The sequence below is a fragment of the Nocardia sp. CA-120079 genome (genome assembly GCF_050955745.1).
Taxonomy (GTDB): domain Bacteria; phylum Actinomycetota; class Actinomycetes; order Mycobacteriales; family Mycobacteriaceae; genus Nocardia.
Genome location: NZ_CP192088.1, coordinates 1,079,562 through 1,096,566 on the forward strand (window position 1 = coordinate 1,079,562; position 17,005 = coordinate 1,096,566).

Here is a 17,005-nt window from a genome sequence, read left to right on the forward strand (position 1 = left end):
CACAGCACTGATGATCTGGATCCGTCCAACCCCTCACCTCCTGCCGAGAGTGCTGATTCGCCAACCAAGTGCTCCTCAGCGGCAGACCGAGCAGCACCGGGCTCGGGTGCCCTTCATTGGAACTGGCCAGGTGCATTTGGCATGTCCGCCTGCGATGGGAATGTGGCGGCTGAGGTTCGGGTGCTCAGGGCAGCAGCTTGAACGCACTTGTATGGCGGGGCGTGATCGCGTGAAAGTGGCGGTGATCGAGCGTGGCGACCTCGGTCAGGCCGAGACGTTCGGATACTGCGATTACCGACGCATCGGTGACACCGAGTGGGAATCCTTGGTATTGGGCCATTAACTCGGCCATCCGGGTCAAGTCGGCAGCCGTTATATCGATTTGGGTAAGGTCACCGGCGACAAGGGCTTCGATGATGTTCGTCTCCGCGGTCGGGCCCACATACTTGCAGATCAGATAGCACGCCTCGGTTACTACGTACGGTGTGACCAGAAGTTCGTCTGTCCGATTACCTAGCAGTTCGGCGCATCGAGCATGGTCGGTGTCGCGGCGGTTCAGGTAAGCGACGAGTGGACCAGTGTCAACGATCAGCATCAGTTCGACCGATCTCGTCACGCAGAACGTCTTTGGCGCGCGCGCCGAGGTCAGTCGCAGGACCATCGAACGTTCGGAGGACTGAGAATCGGTCAGATTTCGGTCGGACCAGCCGCAGCACATGCTGCCGCACCTCATCGGCCTGCTGGGGCTCAAGTTGGTCGATGAGTGTGTGAAGCTCGGAGTAGTCGCGCGCAGCGGTCACAGGCACATTCTACGATAGACAGCCTTTCCCTGGTTTGAGGTCCAGGCGAGCCGGCGGCAGGCAGCCAACGCTGCGAGAGGGAACCGGGATGCGGCGTTCGCCTTCGATCAGATCGACAAGGCGCCGGAGGAGAAGGCTCGTGGTATCACGATCAACATCTCCCACGTCGAGTACCAGACGGAGAAGCGCCACTACGCACACGTCGACGCGCCGGGTCACGCCGACTACATCAAGAACATGATCACCGGTGCGGCGCAGATGGACGGTGCCATCCTCGTGGTCGCCGCGACCGACGGCCCGATGCCGCAGACCCGTGAGCACGTGCTGCTCGCCCGTCAGGTCGGCGTGCCCTATATCCTGGTCGCGCTGAACAAGGCCGACATGGTCGACGACGACGAGATCCTCGAACTCGTCGAGATGGAGGTCCGCGAGCTGCTGGCCTCGCAGGAGTTCGACGAGGAAGCGCCGGTCGTGCGCGTTTCCGGTCTGAAGGCGCTCGAGGGCGACCCGAAGTGGACCGAGTCGGTGCTCGAGCTCATGGCCGCGGTCGACGAGTCCATCCCGGACCCGGTTCGTGAGACCGACAAGCCGTTCCTGATGCCGGTCGAGGACGTCTTCACGATCACCGGTCGTGGCACCGTCGTCACCGGTCGTGTCGAGCGCGGTGTGATCAACGTGAACGAGGAAGTCGAGATCGTCGGCATCCGCGAGAAGAGCACCAAGACCACCGTCACCGGTATCGAGATGTTCCGCAAGCTGCTCGACCAGGGCCAGGCCGGTGACAACGTCGGTCTGCTGGTTCGTGGTATCAAGCGCGAAGATGTCGAGCGTGGCCAGGTCGTCGTGAAGCCGGGCACCACCACCCCGCACACCGAGTTCGAGGGTCAGGCCTACATCCTGTCCAAGGACGAGGGTGGCCGCCACACCCCGTTCTTCAACAACTACCGTCCGCAGTTCTACTTCCGTACCACGGACGTGACGGGCGTTGTGACCCTGCCCGAGGGCACCGAGATGGTCATGCCCGGTGACAACACCGAGATGTCCGTCAAGCTGATCCAGCCGGTCGCCATGGACGAGGGTCTGCGCTTCGCGATCCGCGAGGGTGGCCGCACCGTCGGCGCCGGTCGCGTCACGAAGATCATCAAGTGATTCCCTGAATCGCTTTCGAACGGCGTCGCTCCGAAAGGGGCGGCGCCGTTCGGCATTTCGAGGGTCAGGCCGCCATCGCCACTTTGGTTAACGTCGGGCAAAAGGGGGTAAAGACCGGTTGATCGGAGGATGCCATGAGGAGTTCGGCGCTGGCCAGCGCGCTCGACGTCACCGAGGGCACGTTGGTGCACGGCATGCCGTATCTCGCGCTCGGAGCCGGGCGGCCGCTGGTATTCCTGCGCTGGTTCACCCCGGATCATGCCAATCCGACCGGGTGGATGCGGCAGTCCGAAATCAAGACGCTGGCACCGCTCGCGGCGCATTTTCGGGTGTATGCGGTGAACCGCGCGCCCGGTATGGCCGAGGGGACGACGATGGCCGATATCGCCGCCGAGCACGCGGACGCACTGCGGGCCGAATTCGGTACGCCTGTCGATGTTCTCGGTGTCTCCTCGGGTGGATCGCTTGCGCTGCAACTCGCGGCGGATCGACCTGCCGCGGTGCGCAGGCTGATCATCGCCTCATCTGGCTACACCCTGGAAAATGCCACCCGCGCGGCGCAACTGGCCTACGGCGAGGCGGCCTATGCGGGTAGGCGCGCACTGCACCATATGGCCGCCGTCGGCTCGACCTCGCCGATCGCGCAGCGCATTGCCGCGGCGGGTATGTGGTTGGTCGATCCCTTTGCGCGCCCGAAGAATCCGGCGGACACACTGGCTTTCATCCGTGCCGAGGATGCTTTCGACCTCGCCGGTCGGCTCGGCGATATCACCGCGCCGACGCTCGTCCTCGGCAGCGACCGCGACGGCGCCTACAGCACCGAGACCTTCCGTCGTACCGCGGACGGAATCCCGGACTCGCACTTGATCATCTACCCGGAAACAACCCATATCGGGGTCGTGAAGCGGTTCGTTCCCGACGTCGTCGCCTTTCTCGCCGACTAGCAGTTGCTCGGCGGCGGTTCGCCGCGGAAGCGCGCGGCAAGCCAGGACAGCACCGAGGGGATGCCGAGGATGGCGGCACTCAGGTGTTCGGGGGCGTAGGTGAGTTCGGCCTGCAGCGGCACTCCGGCCGCACAGTAGCGGCGGTCGACATTCAGGATCGAATCGGTCGGGATGAGCGGATCACTGGGCGAATGCCATTCGAATATCGGTATTTTCGGGATTCCGTCGAACAGTTCCAGACTGTTCTCCTCGACCACGGCTCTGGCGTTGCGGTCACCGATCATCGTCATACTGCTCGCGTAATCCCGGACGCTGTGTCCCGCGCCGGTGGTGAGGATTTCATTGGTGCAGCCGTTGGCGATGGCCTTGCGTGCCGCCACACCGCGTGTGTTCAGATAATTGCTGATCGGAAAACGGTCCGGATATTCCCGTTCCAGTCCGATAGCGGCCGCCATCAGCAGTCCGAATGCCGGATGCGGATTCAAGTCGACCGCCTCCAGCATTTTCACCAGATTCATCGGGACGCCACCGGTCGCGGCGCCGGCGATCTCGAGTTCCGGTGCGTACTTCGGCGCCATCGCGGCGGCGAACGCGGTGGCCATACCGCCGCCGGAATATCCGGCCATCGTGATCCGGCTGCGCGCGGCTGCGAGTTCGGGGACCCGACGCACGGCGCGAATTCCGTCCAGGGTGATCTGGCCGCCGAGCCGGGCCGCACCGTAGGCGAAGGTCGGTCCCAGGTGATCGGGCAGCGCGATGCTCCACCCGCTCAGCAGCAGGGCGTTGAGCAATATCGCCTCGCGGACCTGCAGATTCGGATCGGAGGTGTACAGCACGCGGGAAACCGCGCACTTCGCCCCGAGGCCGTTGATGATGTGCTGATAGGACAGCACCGGCCCATCGGGTTGATGTGAGCGCGGTGTCAGCACCGTGGTCGTCGCCGCGATCGGTTGGCCGGTGGAATTCGTCGAACGGAATTCGATCAGCGTGACGGTGGTATCGGGAAAGATCAATAACGGCGGCAACTGCCGCGTCGCGAGGACGTCTCCCGGGTTCTTGTTCGCCAGATCGGGTGGCGCCGCATAGAAAGGGTCTGGATCCGGATCCGGATAAATCGGTGCGGCCTGGGCCTCGATTCCGCCCAGGACTGTCGTCGAAGCGCCGACCAGCAGGCCGACAAGCACTGCGCGCGTCGCGAGACCGGTGAGATCTCGAATGATTCGATTGATCTCCACAATTGGAACTTGTATCACGCAGCGTGGACTCGTATTGAGAACACGAGTATTTCAGATTTCGGTGCTCAGCCGAGCTGGGTCATACCCGCCGCGACAACCTGGGCGACATTGCAGATTTCATCCGCCGTCGGCAGCGGCAGTCCGTCGAGCGCATGCAGCCGATCGCTGCTGGCAATGGCGAACATCGCCGAAACCCAGGCTGCGGCACACGCGCGCAACGTGCCGGGCTGGACCGGGCCGGGCGCGCTGGCCTGCAGCACCCGGGCGGTGAGGTCGAGCAGTTGATCGCGCAGGCGGCGTAATTGCCGGCGCACGTCGGGATGGGTATCGGCCTCGCGCCACATGATCACGCGCAGCACCGACGAATGGTGATCGCGCAGATTGAGCGCGGCATCGAGATTGATCAGACTGGCCGCCGGATCGCCCGGTGTGACCACGGTGCCGATATCGGCGATCGGCTGGGCGGGCACCCGCTCGGCCATCAGTGCGGACAGGATCGAATCCTTGGTGGGGAAGTAATAGAAGACCAGACCCTTGGGGACACCGGCGCCCTCGGCAATGGCCGCTGTCGCGGTCGCGTCGAATCCCTGTGCCGCGAAGAGTCGTTCCGCGGCATCGAGAATGAGCTGACGGGCGTCGCCGTCGACTTTCGCGCTACGACGACGCCCGCCTCGCCGGGCTTTAGGCATCTGCATCAGTGATGCGGCGCCATGTCGTGCAACCGGCCCGACACCGTCGGCAGCGCCGCCACCGCGACCACTACCGTCACTACGCCCACTACCCATGCGGTCCAGGATGCGCCCCGGTAGTCGGTGTAGTCCATCGCCCACGGGGAGATGAACAGCAACGCGCCGAACAGGCCCATCGCGTAGTCGGCGGCCGTCAGGCTCGCTCGGTACATCTGCGCCAGGCCGGTGAGGGCGATGAGTACGCCGAGCACGATCAGCGTCCACATGGCGTTGTCGTTGTGGGTCACCCACAGGGGTGACAGCGCGGTAAAGACGCCCAGCACAACGGCCAGGAAGTCCTGCGCGCGACTTTCGGTGAACATGGGGTGCCTCCTCAGGCTCTGAATTGTTCTCCCTACTCAGATCTAACTCTGATTGACCGCCCGATCAATAGAGGTGTGGACACGATTGCGCACCGATAGGTCGGGTCGTGCGGAGTGACGGCCCTCACGGCGATTCGCGCCCAAGCAAAGGTTAGGGTTAGCTGCGTCACCTCGGTGACGGATGCCAACTCGACCCGGCGCCTGCCAGGCACTACGAAGGGAAGGCCGCGTGAGGGAGCGCAGCGAGCGAACCATGAACAGAGCCGGGTGGCCCGGTCATGCCGGAGCCGAGCGCAGCGAGGTAAATGCATGAACGCGCCGATTGTGATCATCGGAGCCGGTCTTGCCGGTTTGCGCACGGCGGAGGAATTGCGCCGGGCCGGGTACGAGGGTGAGTTGCTCCTCGTCGGCGAGGAGTCGCGGCTGCCCTACGATCGCCCGCCGCTGTCCAAGCAGTTCGTGCGCGGCGAAACCGACGACACCACCCTGCGCCCCGCCGAATTCTTCGACGAGAAGCAGATCGACCTGCGGCTGAATACCGAGGCGGTCGCCGTCGACACCGCCGCGCGCCAGGTGCGCCTGGCCGACGGCGGCACGCTCGACTACGACCAGCTGATCATCGCGACCGGTCTGCGGCCGCGCCGCCTGCCCGGGCTGCCCGATCTGAAGGGCGTGCATGTCCTGCGCGGCTATGCCGACGCCGCCGCACTGCGCGACGAATTGTCCGGTGCGGGTACCGCCCTGGTGGTCGGGGCCGGATTCATCGGTTGTGAACTCGCGGCGAGCTTCCGGGCCAGTGGCGTCGAGGTCGTATTGGTCGAACCGCAGCCGACGCCGCTGGCCTCGGTGCTCGGCGTGGAGATCGGTGCGCTGGTCGCGCGCATGCATCGTGACGAGGGCGTGGATCTGCGCTGCGATATCGGCCTGGACACCTTCCTCTCCGTTGACGATCGAGTGCGCGGCGCCCGGCTCTCCGACGGTAGCGAGGTGACCGCTGATCTGGTGGTCATCGGTGTGGGTTCACGGCCGGTCACCGAATGGCTCGCCGACTCCGGTATCGCACTCGCCGAACCATCGGCCGGTGGTGGTGTCCTCGCGGACGAGATGGGACGCACCTCGGTCGAGGGTGTGTGGGCGGTCGGCGATGTGTCGGCCTGGCTGCACGAGACCGGGCAGCGCAAGCGCGTCGAGCACTGGACCAATGCCGGAGAGCAGGCGCGGCTGCTGGCGTGTGCGCTGCTGGGCGCGGAACTGCCGACCGCGGCACGGGTGCCGTACTTCTGGAGCGATCAGTACGACGTGAAGATCCAGGCGCTCGGCACCCCGAGCGCTGATGACGAGATCCACATCGTCTCCGACGACGGCCGCAAATTCCTCGCCTACTACTCGCAGCACGGCAATCTGACCGGTGTGGTCGGCGCCGGAAAGACCGCTCAGGTGATGAAGGTCCGCGCGAAGATCGCCGCCGGTGCGCCGGTCGCGGACCTGCTCGAGGCCGCCCAGCCGTAGCGATTGTGCCGTTGTAATACGGTGGTCGGGTGATCGTCGCGCTCATCGATTCCGGGCTGGGGTTGCTGCCCACGGCCGCCTGGCTGCGCAAGCTGCGGCCCGATGTCGACCTGCTACTCCAGTTGGACCCCGATGGCGCGCCGTGGGGGCCCAAGCCGGAACAGTGGGTGACCGACCGGGTGGTCGACGCCGCGCGGAGCTCGGTGCGGCTCGGCGCGGAAGTGCTCGTGCTGCCGTGCAATACGGCCAGCGTCACCGCCCTGGACGAGGTGCGCGCCGAGGTCGGGCCGGGGATTCCGGTGGTCGGCACGGTCCCCGCGATCAAACCCGCCGCGGCGGTATGCAAATCGGTCGCGGTGTGGGCGACCGCGGCGACCACGGCGAGCCGCTATCAGGCTGATCTGATCGCCCGCTTCGGCGGCGATGCGAAGGTGGTCGGCATCGCCTGCCATGGTCTGGCGGATTCGATCGATCGCGGTGATCTGGTCGCTGCTCGTGATTCGATTGCGCGCGCGGCCGAACAGACGCCCGACGATGTGGAAGGTGTGGTGCTCGGCTGCACCCACTATCCCTTGGTCATCGATGCCATTGTGGCCGCACTGCCGGACGGCGTGCGATTGTTCGACAGTGCGCAAGCCGTTGCGGCGCAGACGATTCGGCGGATGCAGGCACTCGACCGGCCGACGACCGGCAATGGTGAGGTGCGGGTGCTGAACAGCGGTCGGCCGGGTGAATTGCCCACCAGTGCGGCGGCTTTCGAGTCGGGGCGGATTCTGGGTGCCCAGGGGTAGCGCGGCACTGCCGACCGCCGCCGACGTGCATGCGGCGCTCGCCGAGGTCGCCGATCCGGCCGATGCCATTCATCTGCAGCGGTTCTTCAAGACCGGGCGCGGTGAGTACGGCGAGGGCGATGTCTTCCTTGGTGTGCGCGTGCCGGTAACCCGATCGATCGCGAAACGTTTTGCGGCACTTCCGCTCGACGAGATCGATACCCTGTTGGACAGTGCCGTGCACGAGGATCGGCTGGCCGCGCTGGTCATCCTCAATGCCGAATTCGCCAAGGCGGCCGCACCGCGTACGTGCGATATCGATGCACAAGCGGCGATGGTCGATCTCTACCTCGCCGCGGTGCGCCGAGGCCGAGTCAACAACTGGGATCTGGTCGACGTATCCGCCGAAAACATCCTCGGCCCCTGGCTAGTAGACCGACCCCGTGACCTGGTATTCGATCTCGCACGCGCGGACTCGCTCTGGGAACGTCGGGTAGCACTGTTGACGACCTTCGCGTTCATCAAGGCAGGCGATGCCTCGACTACCTTCGAACTCGCCGAACGACTCCTCGACGACCGCCGCGATCTGATCCAGAAGGCGCTCGGCTGGATGCTGCGCGAGGTCGGCAAGCGCATCGATGAGCGACTGCTCACCGGCTTCCTCGACAAGCATGCGGCCCAAATGGGCCGCACCGCACTCGGTTACGCGACCGAACGGCTCGATCCCGCCTTACGCATCCACTATCGCCAGCTGTAAAGGGCTGCGCCCGATCAGAATTGGATGCGCAGGTGATCGGTGACCGGATGCGCCTGGCAGCCGAGGATATAGCCGTTCTCGATATCCTCCGGATCGAGGATTTCCGCATTGTCCATTTCGACCTTGCCATCGAGTACCGTGCACGCACAGGAACCGCATTCGCCCTCCTGGCAGGAGTACGGCACATCCAGACCCTTCGACAGCATGATGTCGACCAGAGTCTGCTTGCGCGGCCACTTCAACTCGTGCACCTCGCCGTCGAGTTCGACCTCGACGGTGGCCGCATCGGCCGCCTCCTCGTCGGTCACCGCGACCGGCGCCTGATCCGCGAACGGATCTCCGGCAAGGGAATTGAACACTTCGGCGTGGGTGCGTGAGCGCGGCACCTCGAGCTGGGCGAGTGCGTCGTGCACCCGATCCATGAACGGCTTGGGCCCGCACATGAACGCGTGGTAGCTCGTGTACGGCTCGACCAGGGCGGCCAAACCGTCGGCGGTCGGGAGTCCCTGCAGGTGCTCGAGCCAGTGGATCACGGTGAGCCGCTGCGGATGCTTCTCGGCCAATTCGCGTAGCTCTCCCGCGAAGATCACCGACTCGTGATCGCGATTGGCGTAGATCAATACGATTCGGCCGCCGCCGCGCGCCAGCGCCGACTTCAAGATCGACATCACCGGCGTGATGCCGCTGCCAGCGCCGAACAGCAGCAGATCGTCATCGAGATCCTTCGGCGTGAAAACGCCGGAGGGCGGCAGCACTTCGATCGTGTCGCCCGCTTTGACGTTGTCGCACACCCAGTTCGACCCGTAGCCGCCCACGGTGCGCTTGACGGTCACCTTGGGTTTGTCGTCGGTGTACGGCGAGCTGGCCAGCGAGTAGCACCGGGCCACCGAACCGGTCAGATCGCTCGGGATGCGCAGGGTGAGGAACTGCCCTGGCTGATAACTGAAACGCGCACGCTGGTCGTCGGGCACATCGAAGACCAGCGAACAGGTGTCCGGCGTCTCGGTGATGACCGCGGCTACCCGCAGCACGACCGAACGCGAACCGTGTGGAACCTCGACGGTGGTCATGACCGCGCCTCGCTGACGCTCGGCTCCGTCATGCCCACCGAAGGTGCTGTGCCTTCGGTTCGCTCGCTACGCTCGCTCACGCCTGCCGTCCTCTCGAACCGAACCAAAACTAGAACGTGTTTCAGTTTCATCGTACGTCGGGATCGCGCTGACGGACAAGCTGGGCCTCGAGACCGGCGATCAGTACCTCCATGCCGAAGTCGTAGGCGTACTTTCCGCGCAGGTCGGGCATGTATTTGGTGGCTCGTGCCACCGATTCGGGCAGTGCGACATCCGCCAGCGGCTGCGGCTCCCGCGGATTCACTCGACGGCGGCCGAACAGGTAGGTGTGGATCGTCGCGTACCCGGCGAGCACATTGCGATCATTGAAACCCGCCTCGAGCAGGATCTCCATGATCGCCGCGATCAGGTCGAGCTGTTTGCCGAGCATCTGTTCGATCAGCACATCGCCGAGTCCGGGATGCTTGCGCAGCTTCTCATCGATCTGGTCGATCAGATCGCGCAGCCGCTGCTGCCACGGTCCGGAATCGGCCGGTGGTTTGCGAACTCCGGTCAGCGCCGCGGTGGCGACGAGATCGAGCAACTCGCGTTTATCCGCGACGTAGTAGTACGGCGCCATCGGGGAAACGCCGAGCTCACGGGAGAGCCGCCGCATCGACAGCTTCTCCACACCGTCCTCACGTACCACCCGCAACGCGGCCTCGACGATCTCGGACTCCGAAAGCGTATTGCCGCCGCCCCCGCTCGTCTGCATTCGTCCGACTCCCATGCCACCTCTACCACCGCGGGTCGAATCGCCCGTCACGTCCTGTTCAGCTGCTTGCTACCCGCAGTCTAGAGCGCGCGGATGTGAGTAGGTCGGTGTGCGTCCGTGCGGGCGTTGAGCGGGAGCTGCGCATTCCCTGTTCCATTTTGTCAGCGCGTGACGTTATTGTGTGATGACGGCTACAGCAGTGGCCGCGGCACCCGGTCACATCTCGGAGGTAGGCATGCCGGAGTACGGATCCATCGGACACACCGATACCGACAACACCGGACGGATCGGGGCGGCCGAGTCCCGTTCGATCGAGGAAGCGCCGCTGGTCGAGGAGACCCTCATCGAAGAGGTCTCCATCGACGGTATGTGCGGCGTCTACTGACGGGGGCTGCGACCATGCTCGATCTCGATACCCGATGGGAGCTGCATCCGCGGGTGGCGCTGCGGCCGGAGTCCTTCGGCGCGCTGCTCTACCACTTCGGCACCCGCAAGCTCTCGTTTCTGAAGAGTCCCCGGATACTCGAGATCGTGCGGTCGCTGCCCGCGCATGTCTCGGCACGCGCGGCCCTGCATGCGGCGGGCGTCACGGATGACCAAGCCGGACAGTATGTCCGGGCATTGGATCAGCTGGCCGACTCCGACATGATCAGGCAGGCCGCGCCGGGTAGTGCGCCGATCCCCGCGGTCGCGCCGCTGCCGCTCGCCGGGCAGCCGTCGGCCGTCACCGGTGGGCGACTGATCGATAAGTTCGAAAACGGTTTGGCCGCACCGATCTGCCTGACGTGGGAGTTGACCTACGCCTGCAATCTGTCCTGCGTGCACTGCCTGTCGTCCTCGGGCCGCCGCGATCCGCGCGAGCTGAGCACCGAGCAGTGCAAGGCGCTTATCGACGAGTTCGAGCGCATGCAGATCTTCTATGTGAATATCGGCGGCGGGGAACCGACTGTGCGCCCGGACTTCTGGGAGCTCGTCGACTACGCGACCGCGCACCATGTCGGAGTGAAGTTCTCCACCAACGGAGTTCGGATCACGCCCGAGGTCGCCGCGCGCTTGGCCGCCAGTGACTATGTGGACGTACAGATTTCGTTGGACGGCGCGGACGCCGAGGTCAACGATGCCGTGCGCGGACCGGGTTCCTACGCCATGGCGATCAGGGCGCTGGAGAATCTGGCGGCCGCGGGATTCGCGGACGCGAAACTCTCCGTGGTCGCGACCCGGCACAACATCGCCCAGCTCGACGAGTTCAAGGCGATCGCCGACAAGTACGGCGCCACACTGCGTTTGACTCGCCTGCGGCCTTCGGGACGCGGCGCCGATGTTTGGGACGAACTGCATCCACTGCCGGAACAGCAACGAGTGCTTTACGACTGGCTGGTGCGCAACGGCGAGGGCGTGCTCACCGGCGACTCGTTCTTCCATCTCTCCGCCTTCGGTTCGGCGCTGCCCGGATTGAATATGTGCGGCGCGGGCCGGGTGGTCTGTCTGGTGGATCCACTCGGCGATGTCTATGCCTGTCCCTTCGCCATCCACGACAAGTTCCTCGCCGGAAATGTGGTGGCGGACGGCGGTTTCCGCACCGTCTGGCAGGAATCGGACCTGTTCGCCGAACTGCGCGAGCCGAGCGGCGGCGGTGCGTGCTCCGGCTGCGCGCACTACGACTCCTGCCGCGGTGGCTGCATGGCGGCGAAGTTCTTCACCGGCCTGCCCGCCGACGGACCGGATCCGGAATGCGTCCAGGGCTACGGCGAGGCGGCGCTGGCCGATGCCGGGCGGATGATTCCACGTTCGTCGGTGGACCACTCCCGGCGCGTTGCGCCGAGCCGACCCGGCTCGCGTAAGTCGGGACCGATTCCGCTGACACTGTCGGTATCTCGGCCCGCGTCCGATCGCCTTTCGCCGGAGCGGCGGCCCGCGCGGGCCTGCGATGAAAGTCCGCTGAACTGATGTCGGCCCGATAGCTAGTCATGCGCTATCCCGTTGATCGACGATGGCTATCGAGTGGCAAATCGATGATTGCCCTCGCGTTGCCAGCTGCCTTCGGCGAGTCGCTTGCGACCCGCCGAAGACACGATTCGACGGGAGTTCTTGCGCCACACGGGCGGATTCGTGCAAAATTCCGTCCTTTTTTCCGGACTGATGGTGCCAATGCGCGAATCACCGCCTAACATGCCAGGAATGCGCCACGATCGCCTACCCGACGGATTCGGGGTGCGGATCGATCCACGGGTACGCGCATACTCCGGGGGACGCATCCTGATCGGGGGTTCACCCGCCCGGTTGCTGCGACTTGCCCCGGAGGCCGCCGAGATGATCGGCGACGGGTACCTCGAGGTCACCGGCCCGAAGTCCGCCGTTGTTGCCAGACGGCTGCTCGACTCCGGCGTCGGTAATCCGCGCCCCCGCTTGCTGCCGTCCCTCGACGATGTGACCGTGATCGTGCCACTGCACAACAATGCCGACGGCCTCGCCCGATTGCTCGCGGCATTGCGCGGACACAATGTGATCGTCGTCGACGACGGTTCGGATCAGCCTGTCGAGATCCCGCGCAACCGCGGCACCCGCTGCCGGGTGACCGTGCTGCGCCACGACCGCAGACAGGGCCCGGCCGCCGCGCGCAATGCCGGGTTGCGGGCCGCGACAACCGACTTCGTCGCCTTCCTGGACTCCGATGTGGTCCCGCGCAGCGGCTGGCTCGAGGTGATGCTCGGACACTTCAGCGATCCGGAGGTCGCGCTGGTCGCGCCGCGGATCGTCGCGCTTGATCCGGAGTCGAACGCGCTCGCGCGCTATGAGCACACCCGATCCTCGCTCGATCTCGGACGGCGCGAATCGGCCGTGCAGTCGCGCGGGCTGGTCTCGTATGTGCCGAGCGCGGCCATGCTGGTGCGCCGCCGGGCGCTGCTCGCGCAGGACGGATTCGACGAGACGATGCAGGTGGCCGAGGACGTCGATCTGTGCTGGCGGCTGGAGCAGGCGGGTTGGCGGCTGCGCTATGAGCCTGCGGCGCACGTCGCGCACGATCATCGAATCTCGTTCCGCGCCTGGTTCGGTCGCAAGCTGTTCTACGGCACCGGCGCCGCGCCGCTGGGCGAGCGGCATGCGGGCATGGTCACGCCGCTGTCGGTGCCGTTCTGGACGGTGGTCGCGACCATGCTGTTCGCCACGCTGACGAAGTGGGGACTGCTCGGCGGGCTCATCACCCTGGTGACCGCGCTGGCCCGACTACGCCGGGTCTTCACCGGACTGGACAACCCGACCCGGATCGCGGCGATCTATCTGGCGCGCGGCTATTTCGCGGGTATCTGGCGACTGGCCTCGGCGATGTGCCGGCACTATTGGCCGGTCACCATGTTGGCGATGATTCTTTCCCGGCGAGTCCGGCGCATCGCGGTCACCATGGCGGTGGCGGACGGTCTGGCCGACTGGTTCACCCATCGTGACGCGGGCGGGCTCGACCCGTTCCGCTACGTGGCCTACAAGCGGATGGACGATATCGCCTACGGAACGGGCTTGTGGCTCGGCGCATTCCGCGCGCGCAGCCTGGAATCGCTCGAGCCGAGTACACCCCGGAGCTGAATCGAACGTGTAATGGCTGTACCACCCGATGAGCTGATGTAGATGATCGACACACTGATCATCGGTGGTGGCTCGGCCGGGTGTGTGCTTGCGGCCCGGCTGAGCGCGGACCCGGAGCATCGGGTGCGGCTGCTGGAGGCGGGGCCGGTCTCGGCCGATCCGGCGGTACTGCTCGATGCGACTCGAATGCCGATCGGGCACGAATCACCGTGGGTGTGGCGATATCCCGTCACGTTGGCAGGCGCGGTCACCGGGAATATCGTGCGCGGCAAGGTGATCGGCGGATCGGGTGCGGTCAACGGCGGCTACTTCGTGCGGGCGACGGCCGCGGATTTCGCCGCGTGGAGTAAGGAACTCCACAGCTGGTCCTTCGATGCGGTGCTGCCCGCCTATCGCCGACTCGAGCGCGACCACGACTTCGGCGACCAGCCGGGACACGGTGCGACAGGCCCGATACCGGTGCGTCGCACCGCTGTTCCCGCGCCCCTGAGCTGCGAATTCGCCTCGGCATGTACGGCACTCGGCCTGCCGCTAATACCTGACCTGAACGCACTGCCCGGCACAGATCCGGCCAATGGTTTCGGGCCGGTGCCGTGGAATATCGAGGACGGTAGGCGCGTCGACACCGGATCGGCATATCTCGCACCCGCACTGGCGCGACCGAATCTCACGGTGACCGGCGCCGCACTGGTGAGCCGCATCCGTTTCCACGGCACGCGCGCCATCGGGGTGGACTATGTGCACGAGGGCAAGCCGGGTGCACTCGACGCGGATCGCATCGTGTTGTGCGCGGGCGCGATCGAATCCGCGGCGCTGCTGCTGCGCTCGGGTATCGGCGATCCGGAACAACTTCGGGCGCTCGATATTCCGGTGGTGCATCCCGCGCCCGTCGGCGCCTCTTTCAGCGATCACCCCGAGATCGGCATCGACTACCGCTCGGATCCGTCGCACTCGACTGTCGTGGGCATCCCGCTGGAATATGTGCTGGAACTCGACGATGTCGAAATCCGTCCGTACGCCGTAACGTTTACCCCGTATACCCAACGTTTGGGTGTGGCGCTCATGCGCCCGCATTCCGAAGGCGTGCTCCGGCTCCGCTCCGCCGATCCGACCGTGCCGCCGCACATCGATTACCGCTACTTATCGGAGTCGGCGGATCGGATTCGATTGCGGGAGGCGGTAACCGCGGCGCGCGAGATATTGCACGCGATACCGATGGCGCGCCCGCCGGAATCGATACCGGATGACGCGTGGCTGCACGCGAATCTGGCTACTTCGCAACATCTGTCGGGCACCTGCCGAATGGGCGGTGCGGACGATGAGCGTGCGGTGGTCGATGAGCAGTGCCGCGTGCACGGCACGACCGGTTTATCGGTGGTGGATCTTTCCGTTGTCCCGGTGCCGCTGGGGCGCGGTCCGCAGGCGACGACGGTACTGATCGCCGAACGCGGCGCCGAATACCTCACCTAGGGGGTCTGGAAGATGGGTAGGTCACATTTGCGCGAGGTCTGAATGTGGTGTGACCTGGCGGACAAACGAAGGCAACCGCCCTTGTCCGAGTTATGCGCGCCGGTACAGTTTGGGGCGGAAAGAAAGGCAAATGGTCAGCAATCTTGCAGGTGGGCGGCCCCCACGGCACGGCGTCGAACCCGGCACTCAGCTCGGCGCACTGGAAGCCTATGCCGCACAAGCACACGGATATCTTAGCGCGGGTGGCGAGCAGCTGTCGCAGCTTGCCGGTCTGCTGCGTCCCGTCGTGCTCGAATCCTGGTTGCGCAGTGTGCGCGGCGGCGTCGACCCGATGGATCCGCTCGACGGGCGCGGTCTGCGCGGTGCGGATCTACAGCGCTACCGCGACGCGCATCCGATTGCCGCATTGATGCCGCTGATCGACAAATTGCTCGTACAGGACACGGCCAGAACGGGTTTGATCGTCGCGGTCGCCGATCAGTTCGGCCGGGTGCTGTGGGTGCACGGCAATCCCGATCAGATCGATGCCGCCGCCGAAATCGGTCTGCGCGCGGGCGACGATCTCAGCGAACGCCGCATCGGCACGAATGCCGTCGGCCTGGTGGTGCGCACCGGACGGGCCGCGTGGATCCATGGGCCCGAACACTTTCTGCACCGGATGCATCAGATCACCGGTGCCGCGGCGCCGGTACACGATCCCGACGGCAGGCTGGTCGGGGTGCTGATGATCGCCGGAGGCGTGCGGGTGGCGAAGCCGGAGATTCTGGCCTTGGTGAAGGCGACCTCGACCGCGGCCGAAATGGATCTGCTGCTGACCGCGATGCGTGCTGGTCAGCGCGGGGCGGTGAGTTCGACCGGTGACATCGCCGCGGCGCGGATGGGTCTGGATGTGCTGGGGCTCGGACAGCCGCTGCTGAGCGTCGCGGGTGATCGAGTTCCGTTGTCGCAGCGGCACGCCGAGATTCTGCTGCTGCTCGCCGAACATCCGGAGGGGCTGGGCGCGGATCATCTCGCACTGCTGCTCGACGACACAGATCTGGATAACGGCACCATTCGCGCCGCCATGTCGCGGTTGCGCGCGGTGGTCGGCCCGAACGTATTCGGTTCGCGCCCTTATCGGTTGCGGGTGCATATCGCAACCGATATCGAGGCGCTGCGGGCCGCGCTCGATTCCGGTGATGTCGATACCGCATTACGCCTGTACGCGGGTCCGGTGCTGCCGCGCTCGACCGCGCCGGGAATTATCGATATCCGCGATGAACTTCGGGTTCGGCTGCGCGCCGCGGTGCTCGGTTCCGCTGATGCCGCGGTGCTGCGTCGGTGGACCGCATGTGCGGAAGGGCGCGACGATGCCGCGGCCTGGGTCGTGTACCGGGCCACCGTAGATCGCGATTCACCGCTGTATGCGCAGATCGAGGCCAAAATTCGGGTACTCGATCGGCGGCTCGGCGCCGATGCAACGCGGATGCAACGTTCGCGCTCATAGTCTGCACATCCGAAAGTGTTGTGGCTCACATCCGCGATCGAATTGTGGTCGCGAACACAGCTTTGCCCAGCTGTGTCGGCCCAGCTGAGCACGCTGGACGGCCGACCAACTTTTTTTAGTGCAAAAAGTTCCTTTTTATTAACGAAGCGCCTAGTGTTCGCAATGCGGATCACATCCGTGTGATGTAGCTGACACCGCCGCGGCGCCCGCACCGCGGCAGCGACGTTGGAGGAGTGCTCGAGAGCTAGGCGCACGCGGGGCGCAATCTGTTTCGATCCCGCGCGGGTGTCGTCATGCCCCGCGCATTCGCCGAATCTTCTTGTGGTGGCGTCGAAGCCATGTGTCAACGCTGAACAGCGTTGCCGCAGCGGCTTATTCGTGCTGCCCGAATGCGTTCGGCGTGCTTTTTTACGCCGAACAAGGAGGCTCTG

Annotated in this window: 16 protein-coding genes and 1 pseudogene; 10 read left to right on the forward strand and 7 right to left on the reverse strand. The window is 65.4% G+C overall.

Going from position 1 to position 17,005, the window contains the following annotated elements:
- Window positions 1-184: 184 nt before the first annotated feature.
- A complete protein-coding gene (locus tag ACQPYR_RS05225; protein ID WP_433628228.1) occupies window positions 185-595 on the reverse strand; it encodes a type II toxin-antitoxin system VapC family toxin in 411 nt (136 codons plus the stop codon).
- The gene (locus ACQPYR_RS05230; RefSeq protein WP_433628230.1) at window positions 582-800 is read right to left on the reverse strand and encodes a hypothetical protein; all 219 of its coding nucleotides are present in this window, start codon (window positions 798-800) and stop codon (window positions 582-584) included. The genes ACQPYR_RS05225 and ACQPYR_RS05230 overlap by 14 nt, the downstream gene beginning before the upstream one ends.
- Before the next feature lie 90 nt (window positions 801-890).
- Here ACQPYR_RS05230 and tuf point away from each other — a divergent pair.
- Both tuf and ACQPYR_RS05240 read left to right on the forward strand, forming a co-directional pair.
- A pseudogene (tuf, locus tag ACQPYR_RS05235) lies at window positions 891-1,949 on the forward strand (elongation factor Tu); the annotation flags it as partial.
- A gap of 134 nt (window positions 1,950-2,083) precedes the next feature.
- A complete protein-coding gene (locus ACQPYR_RS05240; RefSeq protein ID WP_433628232.1) occupies window positions 2,084-2,893 on the forward strand; it encodes an alpha/beta fold hydrolase in 810 nt (269 codons plus the stop codon).
- Here the strand turns inward: ACQPYR_RS05240 and ACQPYR_RS05245 are convergent.
- From ACQPYR_RS05245 to ACQPYR_RS05255, 3 genes are all read right to left on the reverse strand, one after another.
- On the reverse strand, window positions 2,890-4,122 hold the full coding sequence (locus tag ACQPYR_RS05245; protein WP_433635016.1) for a lipase family protein: 1,233 nt from the start codon (window positions 4,120-4,122) through the stop codon (window positions 2,890-2,892). The genes ACQPYR_RS05240 and ACQPYR_RS05245 overlap by 4 nt on opposite strands.
- Window positions 4,123-4,193: 71 nt before the next feature.
- The gene (locus tag ACQPYR_RS05250) at window positions 4,194-4,817 is read right to left on the reverse strand and encodes a TetR/AcrR family transcriptional regulator (RefSeq protein ID WP_433628234.1); all 624 of its coding nucleotides are present in this window, start codon (window positions 4,815-4,817) and stop codon (window positions 4,194-4,196) included.
- 5 nt (window positions 4,818-4,822) lie between these two features.
- Entirely contained in the window at window positions 4,823-5,179 is a 357-nt protein-coding gene (locus ACQPYR_RS05255; protein WP_063037083.1) for an SPW repeat domain-containing protein, read from the reverse strand.
- 309 nt (window positions 5,180-5,488) lie between these two features.
- On the opposite strand from ACQPYR_RS05255, the gene ACQPYR_RS05260 reads away from it, so the two are divergent.
- The 3 genes from ACQPYR_RS05260 to ACQPYR_RS05270 are packed head-to-tail and all read left to right on the forward strand — an operon-like array spanning window position 5,489 to window position 8,215.
- On the forward strand, window positions 5,489-6,688 hold the full coding sequence (locus tag ACQPYR_RS05260) for an NAD(P)/FAD-dependent oxidoreductase (RefSeq protein ID WP_433628237.1): 1,200 nt from the start codon (window positions 5,489-5,491) through the stop codon (window positions 6,686-6,688).
- A 29-nt stretch (window positions 6,689-6,717) separates the two neighbouring features.
- Window positions 6,718-7,479, forward strand: coding sequence for a glutamate racemase (locus ACQPYR_RS05265; RefSeq protein ID WP_433628239.1), 762 nt, complete (start codon window positions 6,718-6,720; stop codon window positions 7,477-7,479).
- Window positions 7,466-8,215: a DNA alkylation repair protein gene (locus ACQPYR_RS05270; protein WP_433628242.1), complete on the forward strand. Its 750-nt coding sequence runs from the start codon at window positions 7,466-7,468 to the stop codon at window positions 8,213-8,215. Before ACQPYR_RS05265 ends, ACQPYR_RS05270 begins: the two co-directional genes overlap by 14 nt.
- A 14-nt stretch (window positions 8,216-8,229) precedes the next feature.
- On the opposite strand, the gene ACQPYR_RS05275 is transcribed toward ACQPYR_RS05270, so the two are convergent.
- Window positions 8,230-9,285, reverse strand: coding sequence for a 2Fe-2S iron-sulfur cluster-binding protein (locus tag ACQPYR_RS05275; protein WP_433628245.1), 1,056 nt, complete (start codon window positions 9,283-9,285; stop codon window positions 8,230-8,232).
- A 127-nt stretch (window positions 9,286-9,412) separates the two neighbouring features.
- A complete protein-coding gene (gene mftR2, locus ACQPYR_RS05280) occupies window positions 9,413-10,039 on the reverse strand; it encodes a mycofactocin system transcriptional regulator MftR2 (RefSeq protein WP_433628248.1) in 627 nt (208 codons plus the stop codon).
- A gap of 310 nt (window positions 10,040-10,349) precedes the next feature.
- Between mftR2 and mftA the strand changes: the two genes are divergently transcribed.
- The 5 genes from mftA to ACQPYR_RS05305 all read left to right on the forward strand — a co-directional run bounded on the left by mftA (window position 10,350) and on the right by ACQPYR_RS05305 (window position 16,574).
- On the forward strand, window positions 10,350-10,424 hold the full coding sequence (mftA, locus tag ACQPYR_RS05285; protein WP_245720762.1) for a mycofactocin precursor MftA: 75 nt from the start codon (window positions 10,350-10,352) through the stop codon (window positions 10,422-10,424).
- 14 nt (window positions 10,425-10,438) lie between these two features.
- Window positions 10,439-11,986 (forward strand): mycofactocin radical SAM maturase, encoded by a 1,548-nt coding sequence (mftC, locus tag ACQPYR_RS05290; RefSeq protein ID WP_433628251.1) that lies wholly within the window; start codon window positions 10,439-10,441, stop codon window positions 11,984-11,986.
- 231 nt (window positions 11,987-12,217) lie between these two features.
- Window positions 12,218-13,618, forward strand: coding sequence for a mycofactocin biosynthesis glycosyltransferase MftF (gene mftF, locus ACQPYR_RS05295; RefSeq protein ID WP_433628254.1), 1,401 nt, complete (start codon window positions 12,218-12,220; stop codon window positions 13,616-13,618).
- A 42-nt stretch (window positions 13,619-13,660) separates the two neighbouring features.
- On the forward strand, window positions 13,661-15,088 hold the full coding sequence (mftG, locus tag ACQPYR_RS05300; RefSeq protein WP_433628257.1) for a mycofactocin dehydrogenase MftG: 1,428 nt from the start codon (window positions 13,661-13,663) through the stop codon (window positions 15,086-15,088).
- 130 nt (window positions 15,089-15,218) lie between these two features.
- Window positions 15,219-16,574: a GAF domain-containing protein gene (locus tag ACQPYR_RS05305; RefSeq protein WP_433628260.1), complete on the forward strand. Its 1,356-nt coding sequence runs from the start codon at window positions 15,219-15,221 to the stop codon at window positions 16,572-16,574.
- Window positions 16,575-17,005: the final 431 nt, after the last annotated feature.

Excerpts from the sequence above, each read along its gene's own strand:
- ACQPYR_RS05225 (WP_433628228.1), bottom strand. The coding sequence starts at position 595 with ATGCTGATCGTTGACACTGGTCCACTCGTCGCTTACCTGAACCGCCGC.
- ACQPYR_RS05240 (WP_433628232.1), top strand. The coding sequence starts at position 2,084 with ATGAGGAGTTCGGCGCTGGCCAGCGCGCTCGACGTCACCGAGGGCACG.
- ACQPYR_RS05250 (WP_433628234.1), bottom strand. The coding sequence starts at position 4,817 with ATGCCTAAAGCCCGGCGAGGCGGGCGTCGTCGTAGCGCGAAAGTCGAC.
- ACQPYR_RS05255 (WP_063037083.1), bottom strand. The coding sequence starts at position 5,179 with ATGTTCACCGAAAGTCGCGCGCAGGACTTCCTGGCCGTTGTGCTGGGC.
- ACQPYR_RS05260 (WP_433628237.1), top strand. The coding sequence starts at position 5,489 with ATGAACGCGCCGATTGTGATCATCGGAGCCGGTCTTGCCGGTTTGCGC.
- ACQPYR_RS05275 (WP_433628245.1), bottom strand. The coding sequence starts at position 9,285 with ATGACCACCGTCGAGGTTCCACACGGTTCGCGTTCGGTCGTGCTGCGG.
- mftR2 (WP_433628248.1), bottom strand. The coding sequence starts at position 10,039 with ATGCAGACGAGCGGGGGCGGCGGCAATACGCTTTCGGAGTCCGAGATC.
- mftC (WP_433628251.1), top strand. The coding sequence starts at position 10,439 with ATGCTCGATCTCGATACCCGATGGGAGCTGCATCCGCGGGTGGCGCTG.
- mftF (WP_433628254.1), top strand. The coding sequence starts at position 12,218 with ATGCGCCACGATCGCCTACCCGACGGATTCGGGGTGCGGATCGATCCA.
- mftG (WP_433628257.1), top strand. The coding sequence starts at position 13,661 with ATGATCGACACACTGATCATCGGTGGTGGCTCGGCCGGGTGTGTGCTT.
- ACQPYR_RS05305 (WP_433628260.1), top strand. The coding sequence starts at position 15,219 with ATGGTCAGCAATCTTGCAGGTGGGCGGCCCCCACGGCACGGCGTCGAA.